Here is a 15,135-nt window from a genome sequence, read left to right on the forward strand (position 1 = left end):
TTTTTTAGTCCGACGACATGTTTTGAAGAGCCGGTCGGTGGCTGGTCTCGGTTCGTAGCCGAAACGACATCAACTCAAGCTGCCGCACTGGGTGCCGAGGGTTCAGACGAGCGGGTCTCTGGCGTCCCTCCAACAGCATCGAGATCCACGAGCGCGGCATCGAGATGTGTTGCGACTTCGCGAGCGAAGTACGGGTGACAGGTGAAGAAAAAGAGCTGCCGGCGTTCGGCCATCTCGGCAAGAACGTCGAACGCCCCTCGGCGACGCTCCTGGTCCCAGTTGACAAACACCTCGTCGAGAAAAAGCGGGAGCGTGTCGCGCCCGTCGTCGAGGTGATCGACGATGGCAAGACGGATGGCGAGATAGATCTGATCGAGCGTCCCCTGGCTGAGCGGCGGCGCCACGGTCACAGGATGCGTACCGTTTTCGGCAAACGTCACCAGCCGTTGCCCGTCATCCTGGAGCTCGAGACGCTCGTACCGACCGCGCGTCACGGTCGAGACAATCGAGGAAGCACGACGGATGACGTCGGGCTGGTGCTTACGGCGAAAATCGGCATCCGCCCGCCGGACGATGTTCGCCAGTAGCATGAGCCGATCCCGTTCCCGCTTCGCTTCGTCAAGTTGCTGCTCCACGCTGGCCAACTCACTCTCGATCTCCGCGACCGTTGGCTTCTCCAGCAGGTGCTCCAAATCTTTGCGTGCTCCCTCCCGCTCCACCGTTTTTTCCTGCAGCCCAGCCGAAATCTCCTCCAGCCGCTGCGACATCCGTGCCCGCTCCTCGTCGGTGAACGTCCACCCCTCAGCATCGTCTAGAGCCTCAATCTCATCGCGCCGATCCTCCCAGTCGGGATACTCGCTATGCAACGTATCTCGCGCCATCTCTGCACGACCTCGCGCACTCCGCCGACGGGCAAGAGCGTCGATACCTCGTCCAATCTGTTCTTCCGCCGTCTCAGGAAGATCCTCGTCGTTCGCGGACTCCGCTATCTCACGGAGTAGGGTTTTCACCTCCGTGATCCGCCCTTCAAGTCGCTGATAGCGAGCCTCGAGGTCAGACACAGTCTCCCGAACGTCCGGGAGCCTCTCTTCCGCATCCTGAGCCGCCTCTGAGCGCTCTTCCGCGTCCTCGAGCCGGGTTTCCAGTTCCCCGACAACATCCGGCATTTCGCCATTCGCAGCCGTTTCGCTCATTCCGCACACAGCCGCGAGCGCTCTCACTTTTGTAACCGCTTGTTCGACTGCAGCCCGGGTTCGGTCAGCGGCATCCCGACGTTCGTCATACGTCTGGAGCGCATCCTTCACCATGCGCAGGTCGTCTACCAGGTCCGGGCCGGGGCGCTCAACACGGGCGGATGGCACAGGCACCTCGGCAACAAGATTGGCGACGGAGGCTGCTCGCGTCTCGGCCTCGGCTTCCTTTCGCTCCAGCTCGAGCGCCTCCCGCTGGGCCGCCCGGTCTTCGTTTTCTTGATGCGCGAGAATCGCTTGCCAGATTCCGACCACGGCGATAACGGCCCCCACGGCGGGCAATCCCGCAATCGGCATCGTAAACCAGGCCGTCAGAACGCCCATGATCGCTCCAAACGTAGCAACGGCCACCCAGATCGCTATCGGCGCACCGGCGCCTGCCTGTACGTCGAGGGTCTCAGCCGTCGATCGGGCTTCACGGAGATCCTGGGCTGCGCGCTCATACCCCCGGATGCGTTCGCGCAGATCTGCGAGGGAGAGCTGCCGAATGAACTCGGCGTACTGGTCGTCCCAGCCCCGGTCGAGAATGCCTCCGGCCGCTTCGAGCTGGCGTCTCGCCTCTTCTGCCTTGCGCTCCGCCTCCTGCGCCTGCACCTGGCGGTTCTGCAGGACTTCGATACGCTTGGTCCATCCTCGGATTTGGCTTGCATGCTCCAGCACCTGCTTGTCATTGTCGGTCGGAGCATCGAGGGCACGCTCAAGCGCCTCCATCTGCTCTGACTTCTCCGAAAGCGTCAACTCGACCTCCGAACGCTGCGTGTCGAGCGTCTCGATCAACTCGCGTGGATCGTCCGGGATCGAGGCATATGGCGTCAGATCGCCTGCCTCCTCTTCCAGGACGTCGATCTTGTTCAGGAGACGGCGAACTGGGGCGAGGCGCTCGGCGCGGTTCTGTTGCGCAGTGAGCGACACCTTTTCTTCTTTCAACGCGCGGATCTCCGACTCAAGCGTCCCCACCTCCGCAGAGAGAGACCGGATGTGCCGGTCGCGCTCGCGAGCATCACGAGCCTTCTCCCGAAGCTGTCGACGCTGCTTGCCTAGTTGCTTCGCTGTCGGCTTGCCCCGATTGTCGGGGCGCCAGAGATCGGATGCCTCATCCTCGAGTTCCTCGATTACGGGTCGGGCCGATCGGATATGCTCGACGCTTAACGAGCCCAGAAGACGGTCTTGCACCTCATCCCACGCCGCCCCTTCGAGGCGAATCAGGTCGTCGAGTTGAAGCGCGTACACGGATTCGAAGACGGACTGCGGAACGTGCTGCGCCGCGGGGATCGTTCGATTGCGCAGGTCAACCGTTTCGCTACCACGGACCATGGTCCCTTGCGGCGAGCTTCGTAGACGCCGCGAGATCGTGGCCGGTTCTTCTCCATCCAACTGAATCATCATCTCGCCTTCCAGAGCACGCCCCGAGCGCGGACAGTACGGATGCTTGTCGGCATTCGTCGGGTAGATTCCGTACAACATGCTCCGCAGGAAGTGGAAAAACGAGGTCTTTCCCGCCTCGTTGTCGCCATGAATGACGACGACGGGATGGTCGAGCGACTCGAGAGTAAGCTTGCGGAAGCGACCGAACGCTTCGATATGGCACGAGTGAATACGCATGCAGAGGTCGGCAGAGAAACGTCAGGGGGCACGGGGAGACGCAGAGTGACGGCGTCAATCAGTCGGTGCTTGAGCGCACGAGCCGGGCGATGGCCTCGCGGTCGAGCGATCGAACGAGCGCACGTATGTTCGAGGCGTCGGAGTCTTCATCCATTGACGCCCAGACGTCTGGTGCTACGTCCGCGAGCGCTTCATCATCCTCCATGAGGCGGTCCAGCAGGGCGAGCACTTCCCCCGCCAAATGGGTTTCGCCACGAAACTGATCAACATCGACCGGGGGCGACAAGTCACGCGTACGCACCTCCGCATCGAGTACACCGAGGTGATCAGACAGGATCGCCTCCAGTTCATCGATCGCCTCCTCCTCGTCCAGGTCGGAGGCAAGCGGAGAGGGGCCGGTCAACTCGAACCGAACGATGACGTCGCGCAGGGCCGGCGTGTCACCACGCCCCGCCTCGAGTTGGTCGAGCAGAGCCGAGCGCGCCACCTCCTCCAGCTCAGTCAGCGTGTCAACTGTAGAAAGACCGGATAGCGTCACGGTCTCCCAGCGGGTCGGCGCGAGCACCACAGGACGCACGGACGGCACGTTTCCCGCCTCGACTTCTACCAGGAGCGCTCCCTTCGGCCCGGTTTCGCGCGGCGAACGCCCCTGCAGATTGCCACAGTACCACGCGGTACGCTCATCATTCACGGGCTGCCGCTGATGGATGTGTCCCAGCGCCCAGTAGTCATAGTTCGAAGCCTCGAGATCGTCGACCGAACACGGCGCGTAGCGGTCGTGTGCATCGACTTGCGCAGCACTCGTAACGTGAGCGTGCAGCACACCGATGTGCGGCAGATCGGCTTCGGACCGCTCGGGAAACGTCGCCGCCAGGTTCGCGCTTTCGCGGGTCGAGGCATGGCCCGCCGCAGTAACGCACCCGACCACGGACCCATCTGGCCCGGTAAGATCGATCGTCTCCGGCTCGGTATCGTCCACATACATGAACGTCTCCGGCCAATCGATTCGGGATGCCCGATAACTGCTCCCCCCGGGATCATGATTTCCTGTCGAGTAGATCACCGGGATCCCCGCACCATCGAGCCGCTCACACTGCTCAACCAAAAACGCCTCCGTCGCAAAACTGAGTCGGTCGTCGTCGAACAAGTCTCCGGCAATGACGACAACATCGACCGGTTCGCCGATAGCGAGGTCTACGGCACGCTCGAAGGCTGTTCGCAATGATTCACGCAAGTGCTTGCGCAGTTCTGCTGTGCGCCCTTCGAATGCTGTATCGAGATGAACGTCCGCGAGGTGAAGCAACCGAATCATATAACTGGCAAATGTTGGATGTGTATGGACTCTCCGTTTCCTCTACAATGGGGCGAACCGTGGCAAACAATCTTGACGTCTCGGTTGGCGAACGTCTACCAAAGAGAACAAGCGAAGCGTAGAAGCTAAACAGCGAGAACCTGTTTCGCGGATGTATCTCAAAGATGTACGCGCAGCGGTTCATGCCTATTCGTAGGCATGACGGTTATCCTTTGACACCAACGCAGTCGACACGGTGCGCAAGATCCATCAAGCCCCGTATTGCAAACGTCACGAGGACCGACCGTCGAGAGGTCCGTACCTTTGGAATGCCGAAGGCTGTCCGCCAAACAGGTTCTGGATGTATTAACGGAACGAATTGGCCGTAGCACGTCGGTTACTCCGTTAGAACGAAACCTGTAGTCCGTTCTGAAGAATCACATCGAGGTCCTCCACATTGTCCGGGGCTTGGCTATCATAGTTGACCTGGAGAGCAACCCGCAGCGTCACGTGGTCGGTGATCTTGACACCGAGCGCTGCTTCGTTTAAGACCCGGACATCCTCTGGCGTATCGAAGCGTGGCTGAACGTACGTCGTGTTCACAAAGAACGTCGTCTCAGACACGCGTAGGCGCACGTTCAAATAATTGCTCCAACGGACCGTCGTCGTTGAGGACGGATGACGCACCACTTGACTCCCATTGAGGTTTTCCACCTCTAGCATGGGTGTTGTGCCCTGAAAAAGTCTGAACCGATCGGTGTCCACATACCGAACCCGCACACCGGCTCCGTACAGAAACCGCAGTTGGAGCAGCGTAAATCCGTTTTGCTCGACCTGAGTGAACGTTTCGGGTATGAGCCACGGAATGATGCGGTACGCGTATCGCAGGTGAGCGAACGAGCGATTTCGGAACCGTTCGCCATCTTCTTCGCCGTAGCGCACATCACCGTTTAGAAAACCGTAGTGACGGCCCTGTCGGAGGTCAAATCGGATTCTCGCCCCTACCTCGAACAGGACCGCATTCCCGGACTGAAAGGCAACATCTCCCCCGAGCGTCGTCCGAAATCCATCGACATCGAGCGCTCGCATCTTCTCGGTATTAACCTGAGCACAGGTCGGCTGCACGGTAGCCGCAGAAATCAAGCCGAGAAGCAGACAAACGAGAACCCCCTTCTGCGATCGTTCGGAAAACAAGCGAGAACGCCGAGTCAACAGAAGTCCTTCTGACAGTATTGAGTGGAAGTGGAATGCCGTTGCGCCGACGGAGAACAGACCAGATAAAACACCGCTCCATACTCGATGATAGTAGCTATGATCGGTGTACCTCCTGACGCATGCAGGTTACGCGGGTAGACGACAACCCAAAATCTGAGATCGATACCGTCGTGGCGTGACACAGCGACGGGCGACGAAACACAGGAGATCGACCCGCATCGTCGCCCGGACGCACGATGATGTAGATGATATAAAAGGGACGGAATGGTCGTACAGATCGGTACGGCCCCGACGTCGGGAGCAGATTATGCGACCTGACCCATGATGGCCATGATCACGAAAAACCCGACGAGGATGCCGGCTGCGATCATAATCTGACGCTTCACACGCTTGTTCATGGTTCCAGGGGGGATACGAAAGGATCGTTTTGATCTTGCCCGGACCGGCATCATGCAGAAGCAGTCTGCCGGCCCCCGGACTGGGCAAGGTAGTTCACACAATTCACATGATCGGTAATTCGACCCTGTTTTTCAAGTCTTACACTGTTCGATTTGCAAGCAGATGCCCCCACCGGGGTGAGGCGATCGCGAGGCCGAGTGTCGGTCTTCGCCAAAATGTTGCTTTTTCAACACAACGCAAACGGAGCCCGAGCATACTATCTGTTACATAATGCTCATGCTTTTGACGCCAACCTGACGCTTTATGCACGAGATTATCGACGTTCCTGGTGAAAACGTAGCCGCCGTCTCCCTTAGCGACACGCTAACCGAGGACGATTTCGACGCCGTATATCCGTTCATCAAAGATCAGGTAGAGCGCCATAACACGGTCCGGCTACTCTTCGAAATGGACGGCGTCGACGGTTGGGAGCCTGAAGAGGTCTGGGATGACTTCGTGTTCGACGTCCGCCATGCACACGACGTAGATCGCGTCGCGGTGCTAACTGATGACGAACCCTTTGAGGCGTGGATGAAACGACTGGACCTCGCCTTCCCGAGCGCGCACGTCGAAGTCTACGAAACCAGCGAACGAGACTCCGCCATCGCCTGGCTCAACGGCGAAGATCTTGAGGTGGACGTGCCATCGCCGAAGGGTCAGAAGCAATAGACCGTAATGAACGTTTGCGGCGTGATTTCTCTACCAGAGTGACGCTCCCGCACCAACCGGTGCTGCGATGATACGCGGCACCGGTTTTCTCTATGGTTAGAGCCTGCTTGGCCCGCAGCGTGCGGCCATCCAAAGGTACAGACCTCCCGACCCGACGGTCGGTCTTGGGACGCCTGCGCAACCACGCCTCGTTCGTTTTGCACCCCGTGTCTATAGCAGACGTGTCATCGGGTCACCGCCAACCCTACGACTATACAGGAACGACCGAGCGTACGTTTTCGCGGTCCATCCGCCTAACAGGTTATCAATCGTTGTTATCATTGCGCTTGGAAGCGACGGGCCTGCTCATCGCCCGCCGGCGTGCAGACAATCCTGTCTCCACGCTCCGAGACCACGACCAGCCCCGCACGATCGAGTTCGCGGACGCGCTCCTGCACCTGCCTCGGCCCCACTCCGACGGATGAAGCCAGATCATAGATGTCGACATCACCAGCGTCGTGTACGGCGAGCAATATTGACTTCGCGGCGTCAGTCAGGTCGAAATCCGACATGAGAACTTGGGGCTCTGTTAGAGACGTACTCGAGAAGGAGGAAATGTAGACGTGTGACACCGGCCTACCGCCCGGCCCGAAGCTACCCAGTCTGATCACGCCGGAGGAATAGGGCACGGTGCACAAACAGAAAACGCCCCACTCCGCTGATGCGAAGCAGGGCGCTGTAGAGCCAACGACCGGACTCGAACCGGTGACCTGTCCCTTACGAGGGGACTGCTCTACCAACTGAGCTACGTTGGCTTTGACGATTTCATGTAGCGGATCAGCGGGCGTCTCTTTCTTGCTGACCGATGCCGAATGTAGGACTGCTTTCACGATGTGTCAAGGATCAGGATCCCCGGACCCATCGGTTTCACCATCGATTAATGGACTGTAATCGACGGTTCTCGATCTTAGTCGTTGGTTCGATTTTTCCCCACAGAACCTCTACATATCGCGGATGATTCAGCTCGATGGCATCACGAAAACGTTCGCCGACACGACTGCTGTCGACAACGTCACGCTTGAGTTGAGGTCGGGAAAAACGACGGTGCTGATTGGTCCGAGTGGATGCGGCAAATCCACCTTACTTCGTCTCATCATCGGGCTCGTGGAGGCAGACGCAGGGACCGTGACGGTCGGATCACACACCGTAGGTCCCAATACGCCTCCCGAAATCCGCCATCGAATGGGCTACGTCATCCAAGACGGCGGGCTCTTTCCGCATCTCACCGGTCGTGGGAACGTCGCGATTCTCGCTCGCCATCTTTGCTGGTCCGCCGATCGGGTCGAGCAACGGACAGAAGAACTCGCTGACCTCGTTCAACTTCCTCTCGATCGACTCGACCAGTACCCGAATGAACTTTCTGGTGGGCAGCGTCAGCGTATTAGCCTGATGCGAGCACTGATGCTCGATCCCGATGTCTTGCTCCTCGACGAACCCCTCGGAGCACTGGACCCGATGATTCGTGCGGACCTCCAGACGGATCTGCGTGACATTTTCCAGACACTGGACAAGACGGTCGTGTTCGTCACTCACGACCTCAGCGAGGCTGCGTTCGTTGCGGATCGAGTCGTTCTTCTCCGAAAGGGACAAATCGTCCAGACCGGACCGATGAGCGACCTTTTGGAATCTCCCGCAACAGATTTCGCCCGCGACTTCGTCCAGGCTCAGAGATCAATCCTTGTATAGCCCTCCCCTCACCCCGTGCAGTCGCCCGCCGCTGTCCATGCTCCGCCTGTTTGCCCTCGTCATTTTCTGTATTGCACTCCTTTCCCCGCGGCCCACGGTTGCTCAGAAAGCAACAGAGGCCGAGGCTGCTGACTCCACCCTCGTCGTGGGATCGAAGAAGTTCACCGAGAACGTCATTCTCGGATGGATGGCCACAGAGTTATGGAGAGCGCAGGGATACACGGTTCAACATCGCGCCGAACTCGGGGGATCGAGATTCCTCTGGGAAGCCCTCCGTCGTGGCGACATCGATGCGTACCCCGAGTACACCGGGACGCTGATCCAGGAAATTCTTGCGTCCACCGACGTCACAAGAGCTACACTGGCCGACACCCTGGCACAGTACGGGATCGCCATGACCGATCCACTCGGCTTCAACAACACGTATGCCATCGGAATGCGGGCAGACCACGCGGACTCGCTGGGCATCCGGACGATCGGTGATCTAAGGAACCATCCCAACCTCGAGCTCGGCTTCTCGAACGAATTCATGGAGCGCGGTGATGGATGGCCCTCCCTGAGGAGAACGTATGATCTACCGCACGACGCACGCGGAATCGACCATGACCTCGCCTACCGCGGGCTCCGAAGCGGTGAGATCGACGTCATCGACTTTTATTCGACCGACGCCGAAATCGAGGCCTATGACCTGCGCGTGCTCCAAGATACCCGCGACCATTTCCCCGAATACCGTGCCCTTTTTCTCTACCGGTCGAATGTGTCCGACCGAGTGCCCGGTGCAGTGCAGCAGCTCCGGCGCCTCACCGGACGCCTGCCAGCCGACACGATGCAGACCCTGAACAAACGCGCCAAGATTGACGGCCAGGCCGAGCAGAATGTTGCCGCCCAGTTTCTAAACTCGTCGTTCGACCTTGACCAAACCGTTAAAGCCTCGACCACAACCTGGGTACATCGTATTGCGGTCCGATCGACCGAACACCTCACGCTTGTTGGTCTGTCGCTTATTCTGGCTGTTCTATTCGGTATTCCTCTCGGCATTATGGCGGCGCGCGTGCGCATCGTCGGCCCGACCGTGCTGCTCGTTGTTGGCGTGTTGTATACCATTCCCGCCCTCGCCCTGCTCGCCGTGATGGTGCCAATCATCGGTCTCGGCCGTACTCCCGCGATCACGGCCCTCTTCCTGTACAGCCTGCTTCCTATCGTCTGGAATACGTACACCGGGCTCAACGATATTCCGCGTGGGCTCAAGGAATCCGCCGAAGCACTCGGCCTCTCCCGGACTGCGCAGCTTCTCCGCGTGGAAGTTCCCATGGCTGCCCGGTCGATTCTCGGAGGAATTAAGATCGCCGCCGTCATTAATATCGGAACGGCGACGCTGGGCGCCCTCATTGGAGCTGGCGGATACGGACAACCTATCCTCACAGGGATCCGCCGAGCCGATCTGAGCCTCATTCTTGAAGGCACGGTACCAGCGGCGATCCTGACCGTCTTCGTTCTCGGCGCTCTCGAAGCCACCGAACGCGGCCTGCTGCCCCGCGGTTTGCGGTGACACTGCAGTAGGCGCACAGACTAGCAAAAGAACTTCGGCACGGAAGGTCGTGTTCAGAAGACTAGGAGCCGTCGCTACCTCATTCCATCGAAGGATCATCTACCGTCCATGAGCACCGCACTTGCTGATCTGAAGAGCCGCCTCGGTCAGATCGAAGACCTGAAAGCTGCAGCGAACGTGTTATCCTGGGACCAGGAAACGTATATGCCTCCCGGCGGTGCGGAAGCGCGTGCATACCAGCTGTCTACGCTCCAGACACTGGCCCACGAGAAGTTTGTCGCAGACAAGACCGGCGAGCTGCTAAACCACGCCGAAGAGGAAGTGAACGGAGCAGACCCGCTTAGCACGGATGCTAGCCTGGTCCGAGTTACGCGGCGGGATTACGAGCGGGACCGGAAGCTCCCCGCGTCTCTCGTTTCGGAAATATCCAAAACCGTCTCCGAGGCCAAAGAGGCATGGAAAAAGGCACGTGCTGCGGACGACTTCGATATCTTTGCCCCGCTCCTTCGCCGAATCGTGGAGCTGAACGTAGAGAAGGCCGAAGCGATCGGCTACGAGGACGAGCCGTACGATGCACTCCTCGACGAATACGAACCCGGGATGCGTACGGCAACGGTTGTCGACACATTCCGTGATCTGCGCGATGACCTCGTGCCGATCGTCGACGCGATCGCATCGTCTGAACAGGTTGACAATGCGGTGCTACACGGGACCTATCCCATCAAGCAGCAGAAATCATTCGGACAGTCTGTCATCCGAGATCTGGGATACGATTTTGATCGTGGGCGCGAGGACGTTTCCGCTCACCCATTTACCACATCGTTTTCAATCGGAGATGTCCGCCTTACGACGCGGTACGACGAGTCCTTCTTCCCCGCTGCGTTCTTCTCCACGCTACACGAGGCCGGTCACGGCCTGTACGAACAGGGGATCGACCCGAGCCTTGACCGCACACCGCTCGCCGATGGGACCTCTCTTGGAATGCATGAGTCGCAATCGCGTCTCTACGAGAATCTCGTCGGCCGTAGCCGGACGTTCTGGTCCCATTACTTTGATGACCTGCAGAATGCTTTTCCCGAAGCTGTAGGCGATACCGATCTCGACACCTTCTACCGCGCGATCAACCGTGTCGAGCCGTCGCTCATACGCGTCGAATCAGACGAGGTCACCTACAACCTCCACATCATGCTCCGCTTCGAACTGGAGCGCGGTCTGATCGACGGCCGCATCGATGTCGACGACCTCCCAGATCTATGGCGCGAGAAAATGAATGACTACCTCGGGGTGGTTCCAGAAACCGACGCCGACGGTGTCCTCCAGGACGTGCACTGGTCCCTCGGCGCCATCGGGTATTTCCCAACCTACGCACTCGGCAATCTGATGTCGGTGCAGCTGATGAATACGATACGGGAGGAACTCTCTGATGTAGATGGGGACCTGGCAAATGGTCGGTTCGGTCCCTTGCTCGACTGGTTGCGCGAAAACGTGCACGAGCATGGACGCAAGTTGACGGCTCCCCAACTTCTCGAACGCGTCACGGGCGAAGGCCTCTCCGCCGACCCGTGGATCGAGTACGTGAGATCGAAGTTTGGTGACCTCTACGACCTTGATTAACATCGCCAGAAACCATTTCTCGACGTGTCGAATCGCGAGAGACATGGTCTCCGGCCGCCACGCACCAAGGCGCGCTTCACCCGTTCGTATGGCGCATGACGATATCGGTCTTGCGGAGCCGTGAACCAACCTGGATAAGAAGCCCCTCGTCAAGATAATACGTCAGACACGAGCGTGCCGTCTGACTATCCAGCTGAGCTTTTGCTGCGAAGCGAAAATAGTTCGCAAACGTGAAGGACGTAGGCAACCGGTCATAGAGATCTGCAGCAGGAGCTGGAATGGGACTCAACTCTGCCTTTTCTCCGATCTCCGCCGTCTCATGTTGATCGTCGTGCGCGCGGTAGAGCCGGACGAGAGTCGCCTCTCTCCGCAACGAACGATTCTCACGTATAAGTGCTCTTCTCTCCTTCGTGAGCCGCTCGTTCTCTCGTTTCAGTCGCTTCACCTCCGCTCGTAGACGCGCCGCCTCCGCCTTGATAAGAGATGAGGCGATGTGCCTCCGCGCGTCCGATGCATGGCCAGGGTTTCGGTATGAGTTCTCAGACGACATCATAGAGACCTCAATATCTACTCGGTGGTCTGTGTACCCGGCGGTAAATACTGATTTGTACCGGCGGAAAGAAGAACCTTACCACAACCAATCGCAGAGGTCATCGCTTCGCTAGCGTTTCTCCCCACGGTGCCCGGGTGCTTTATGGAGCACCAAATCGTGCACCAAAGTCTCCATGACACAAGGACGGGACAATAGATGAAGCGGATGGACGATATCGCCATACTCTTTTGGATGTGAGCCACGTCTTATGTCTCTCACATTCCACCATCGAGAGGCCTGATCGTGCGTAGATAATGGCCAATAAAAACGAATCACGAATGGGTGCGCTGCTCCAAAAGGTAACCCACATGGTCTGCTCTACCCGTGTAACCTGCTCGTCCAGTCGGCTTGACCACGCGATGCTTGAGGTGTCGAGAATGGCCTCCAGGTCAGAGAACGCCGAATGAGCGTTCCGCTGCAGAGCCGACGTCACGCAATAGACGCTACGGCATCATTATACCGTTTCGACTTTAATATGTCGGTGTCTCCAACGGCTTCGATTCAGCGGACGCGCCACACCCTGGCAGAAGAACGTTTGAACGTATCCCGTTGAGGAACTGGTTGGCGGATGGATCTCAAAAACGCAAACTCGTTCGTTCCTCTCTAGTCGCAGGCCGGGCGGTGATCCGATGACACGTGTGCTATAGACACGGTGCGCGAAACGAACGAGGCGTGGTTGCGCAGGCGTCCCAAGGACCGACCGTCGGGTCGAGAGGTCCGCCCTTTGGATGGCCGAAGGCGGTCCGCCAAACAGGTTTTAAACCGGCTCTCCTCCCAACTCGGAGCCGCTGCGAGGACACGGTTGGGGCGATCCCGACACAATCATTCGGAAAACGAATTCGCCCATATCAACGGTCGTCGTCTTCGCTCCGTCGACCGGTACGATCGCCAGGTCCAAACGACACGGGCGACTCCGAAGTGGAATCGCCCGTCAGGAGATCAGATATGTCGTCCTCCGTCGCGGGTTCTGTCAAACGGTCGTGTTCATTACAGCAATTGGAACGGCCATAACGGGTTCGTCAAGCTCGATGGCCTGCAGGCCCCCATCTGGGGTTTGCTGAATGATTTGCGTCTGCGGTCGTGCGTAGCGATACGCAAGCACGACTCTACCAGACATGGAGATCGCGATGAAGCGATCAGAGGAGGCATGTTGAATGATTCGCTCGGGCACCGAGATGGTACCGGTCTTTTCACCAGACGATGAGTACACCGAAACAGCCGGCGACGTGCGCATGCATCGGCGCAACATCTGGCCGAGGGTCCGTGGTGTTTCGCGTTCGGGGATACGAGGCTCTACCTCCGGCAGATCATCGAGGCCGATCCCGATGGACGTTAGCCATTCCGCATCTTCTTCCGACAGCGCCACGCCGTCCCCGTGTGACGCGAAATCCCTCGAATCAATCTTCGTCGTCTCAGATGCATCGGTGGAATCACGTTGAGCCGAGTCTACATCTGGCAGGAAGATGTCGCCCTCCGGCATCACGCCAAGCTGGTCGGCACGTGTCTGCGTCTTGGGGCCTTGCGTCCCTGCAGCGAGCGCGGACATCCGGGCAATTGGACCGGACTCGTTCTGCGTGCCACGTACCGCCGTACTGATAAATTGCAGAACAACGGACACCCCCACGGCGATCGAGAACAGCATCCAGAACGGAAGCGGCGAATCGTCTGATGCGCCACCAAAGACCGACGCATAGGTTGCCGATGCCTGTCTGTAGATGTTGTCCGGGACATCCTCGTCCATGGCGGCCAGCTGATGCAGGGCCTGTCGAGCAACATCTCGATCACTCGCCCGAGCCGCAATCTCAATCTGCACGTTCAACAGGTACGGAAGATAATCCTGGCGGCCGGACGTTCGTATTTGTCCCGCGAGGTCTGCAGTCAATTGCAGAGCCTCGCCGTACTCGCCCTGATCACTTCGGATCAGCGCCCGACGATACGACGCCTGAAACTGTGTCCACGTGCTTCCAAGATGTTCACCGAGTTTAGCTGTCTTATCTATAAGCTCAAGCGCGCGCTCATGCTCGCCACGTTGTCTAGCGATAATGAACTCATTACTTAGCTCATTACGCATCGCATCTAATCTCGCTTTACCAGACAGAGATTGCGCCGTCTCTGATCCTTTTCGCTGGTGTGATAGCGCTAGATTCCAGCGTGAACACCGTTTATCCGCACGGAGCGTTTCGCGACGATCTTGAGCCGACATGCAGCCGATCAGCAGTGCCGAAGCAGCAACATAATGAAGCTTCGCTTTGATTTCCGAAGCCCCCCTCATCTCCAGCCCCCTCATCGACTCAAGTGCTTCCGTCACCGTACGATACGCGGCATGCGTATTTCCTACACGAACCTGCAGAAGGGCAAGGGACCGCCGATTATTTAGACGGTGAGCTGGATCCAATCCCTCGGATTCGAGGGCGGCTAGGTTAAAATAATGTATGCTTAGTGAATGGTTGCCAAGCGCCAGCGCTGCATGGCCCGCAACCTCGAAAACATGGGGCATGTAATTCTTTCGAGTCTGAATCACGCGCTCGCCCAGGATATGCTGCACGAGATCCAGTGCCTCCTGATTACGATTCAGTTCAACAAGTGCGTCAACCTCCGAGATATACGTGTATTCGATGCGCCTGCGATCTGACTTCGGTAAACACGATCTCGCCTCTCGCGAACCGTTCAAGACATCTATCCAGTCTCCCTTTTGATAAGATGGGTAAATGTCATTATAGATCGATACGCAGGAGGATTGTAAATTGACATCGCTAGCCCCTACATTAAAGGGCACAACGATCACACCAACCAACAAAGCCGCTACTACTATGGATACGTTGCGTAACATGTTTGTCGCTCTAGAAGAGTCCGTACGCATTGAAAATCAGGTTTCTGACCCAGAGAGACCGGACAAAAACCCACTGCCGCCGCCAGATGAGAATCACCCTACAACGCAGGATTAGGCTCTTTCCCGCTCTGGTGATTTACTTGATGGTATAATACAAATGCGGAGACTAAGCGTCAATCATTTTGTGTTTCTTTCTGTCACTTCAACTGATTGACTAACGTATACACCAGAGTGCATTAATATCCCATCATCTAGGGCGCCCGAATGCATGTGGACGTACGCAGTGCACAATCGGTCTGCATCGGATTCGTTGATCGCAACCGGCATCCCGATGACGTAATTGACTGACTTCAGGTTGAT

11 protein-coding genes and 1 tRNA gene are annotated in these 15,135 nt (G+C 58.0%); 5 read left to right on the top strand and 7 right to left on the bottom strand.

The genetic code is table 11. The features are described 5' to 3' along the window. Positions 1-74: 74 nt before the first annotated feature. From CRI94_RS09505 to CRI94_RS09515, 3 genes are all read right to left on the bottom strand, one after another. The gene (locus tag CRI94_RS09505) at positions 75-2,852 is read right to left on the bottom strand and encodes an ATP-binding protein (protein ID WP_098075460.1); all 2,778 of its coding nucleotides are present in this window, start codon (positions 2,850-2,852) and stop codon (positions 75-77) included. 58 nt (positions 2,853-2,910) lie between these two features. Then, on the bottom strand, positions 2,911-4,164 hold the full coding sequence (locus CRI94_RS09510) for a metallophosphoesterase family protein (RefSeq protein ID WP_098075461.1): 1,254 nt from the start codon (positions 4,162-4,164) through the stop codon (positions 2,911-2,913). A 384-nt stretch (positions 4,165-4,548) separates the two neighbouring features. Beyond that, complete coding sequence (locus CRI94_RS09515) at positions 4,549-5,337, bottom strand: DUF481 domain-containing protein (RefSeq protein ID WP_098075462.1); 789 nt, start codon at positions 5,335-5,337, stop codon at positions 4,549-4,551. Positions 5,338-6,060: 723 nt separating this feature from the next. Here CRI94_RS09515 and CRI94_RS09520 point away from each other — a divergent pair. Then, the gene (locus CRI94_RS09520; RefSeq protein ID WP_098075463.1) at positions 6,061-6,465 is read left to right on the top strand and encodes a SpoIIAA family protein; all 405 of its coding nucleotides are present in this window, start codon (positions 6,061-6,063) and stop codon (positions 6,463-6,465) included. A 317-nt stretch (positions 6,466-6,782) separates the two neighbouring features. Here CRI94_RS09520 and CRI94_RS09525 read toward each other — a convergent pair whose 3' ends face one another. Further along, the gene (locus CRI94_RS09525; protein ID WP_098075464.1) at positions 6,783-7,016 is read right to left on the bottom strand and encodes a helix-turn-helix domain-containing protein; all 234 of its coding nucleotides are present in this window, start codon (positions 7,014-7,016) and stop codon (positions 6,783-6,785) included. 170 nt (positions 7,017-7,186) lie between these two features. Further along, positions 7,187-7,259 (bottom strand) — tRNA-Thr (locus tag CRI94_RS09530). 199 nt (positions 7,260-7,458) lie between these two features. Here CRI94_RS09530 and CRI94_RS09535 point away from each other — a divergent pair. The 3 genes from CRI94_RS09535 to CRI94_RS09545 all read left to right on the top strand — a co-directional run bounded on the left by CRI94_RS09535 (position 7,459) and on the right by CRI94_RS09545 (position 11,353). Next, a complete protein-coding gene (locus tag CRI94_RS09535) occupies positions 7,459-8,190 on the top strand; it encodes an ATP-binding cassette domain-containing protein (protein ID WP_098075465.1) in 732 nt (243 codons plus the stop codon). Between the two features lie 37 nt (positions 8,191-8,227). Further along, on the top strand, positions 8,228-9,739 hold the full coding sequence (locus CRI94_RS09540; RefSeq protein WP_098075466.1) for an ABC transporter permease/substrate-binding protein: 1,512 nt from the start codon (positions 8,228-8,230) through the stop codon (positions 9,737-9,739). Positions 9,740-9,847: 108 nt separating this feature from the next. Then, positions 9,848-11,353, top strand: a complete 1,506-nt coding sequence (locus CRI94_RS09545) for a carboxypeptidase M32 (protein WP_098075467.1) — start codon at positions 9,848-9,850, stop codon at positions 11,351-11,353. Positions 11,354-11,429: 76 nt separating this feature from the next. Here the strand turns inward: CRI94_RS09545 and CRI94_RS09550 are convergent, their stop codons facing one another. After that, positions 11,430-11,906, bottom strand: a complete 477-nt coding sequence (locus CRI94_RS09550) for a hypothetical protein (RefSeq protein WP_098075468.1) — start codon at positions 11,904-11,906, stop codon at positions 11,430-11,432. A gap of 1,009 nt (positions 11,907-12,915) precedes the next feature. After that, positions 12,916-14,016, bottom strand: coding sequence for a hypothetical protein (locus CRI94_RS09555; RefSeq protein ID WP_098075469.1), 1,101 nt, complete (start codon positions 14,014-14,016; stop codon positions 12,916-12,918). Positions 14,017-14,412: 396 nt separating this feature from the next. Here CRI94_RS09555 and CRI94_RS17680 point away from each other — a divergent pair, with 396 nt between their 5' ends. Next, the gene (locus CRI94_RS17680) at positions 14,413-14,577 is read left to right on the top strand and encodes a hypothetical protein (RefSeq protein WP_179862232.1); all 165 of its coding nucleotides are present in this window, start codon (positions 14,413-14,415) and stop codon (positions 14,575-14,577) included. Positions 14,578-15,135: the final 558 nt, after the last annotated feature.

The organism is Longibacter salinarum (assembly GCF_002554795.1).
GTDB lineage: Bacteria > Bacteroidota > Rhodothermia > Rhodothermales > Salinibacteraceae > Longibacter > Longibacter salinarum.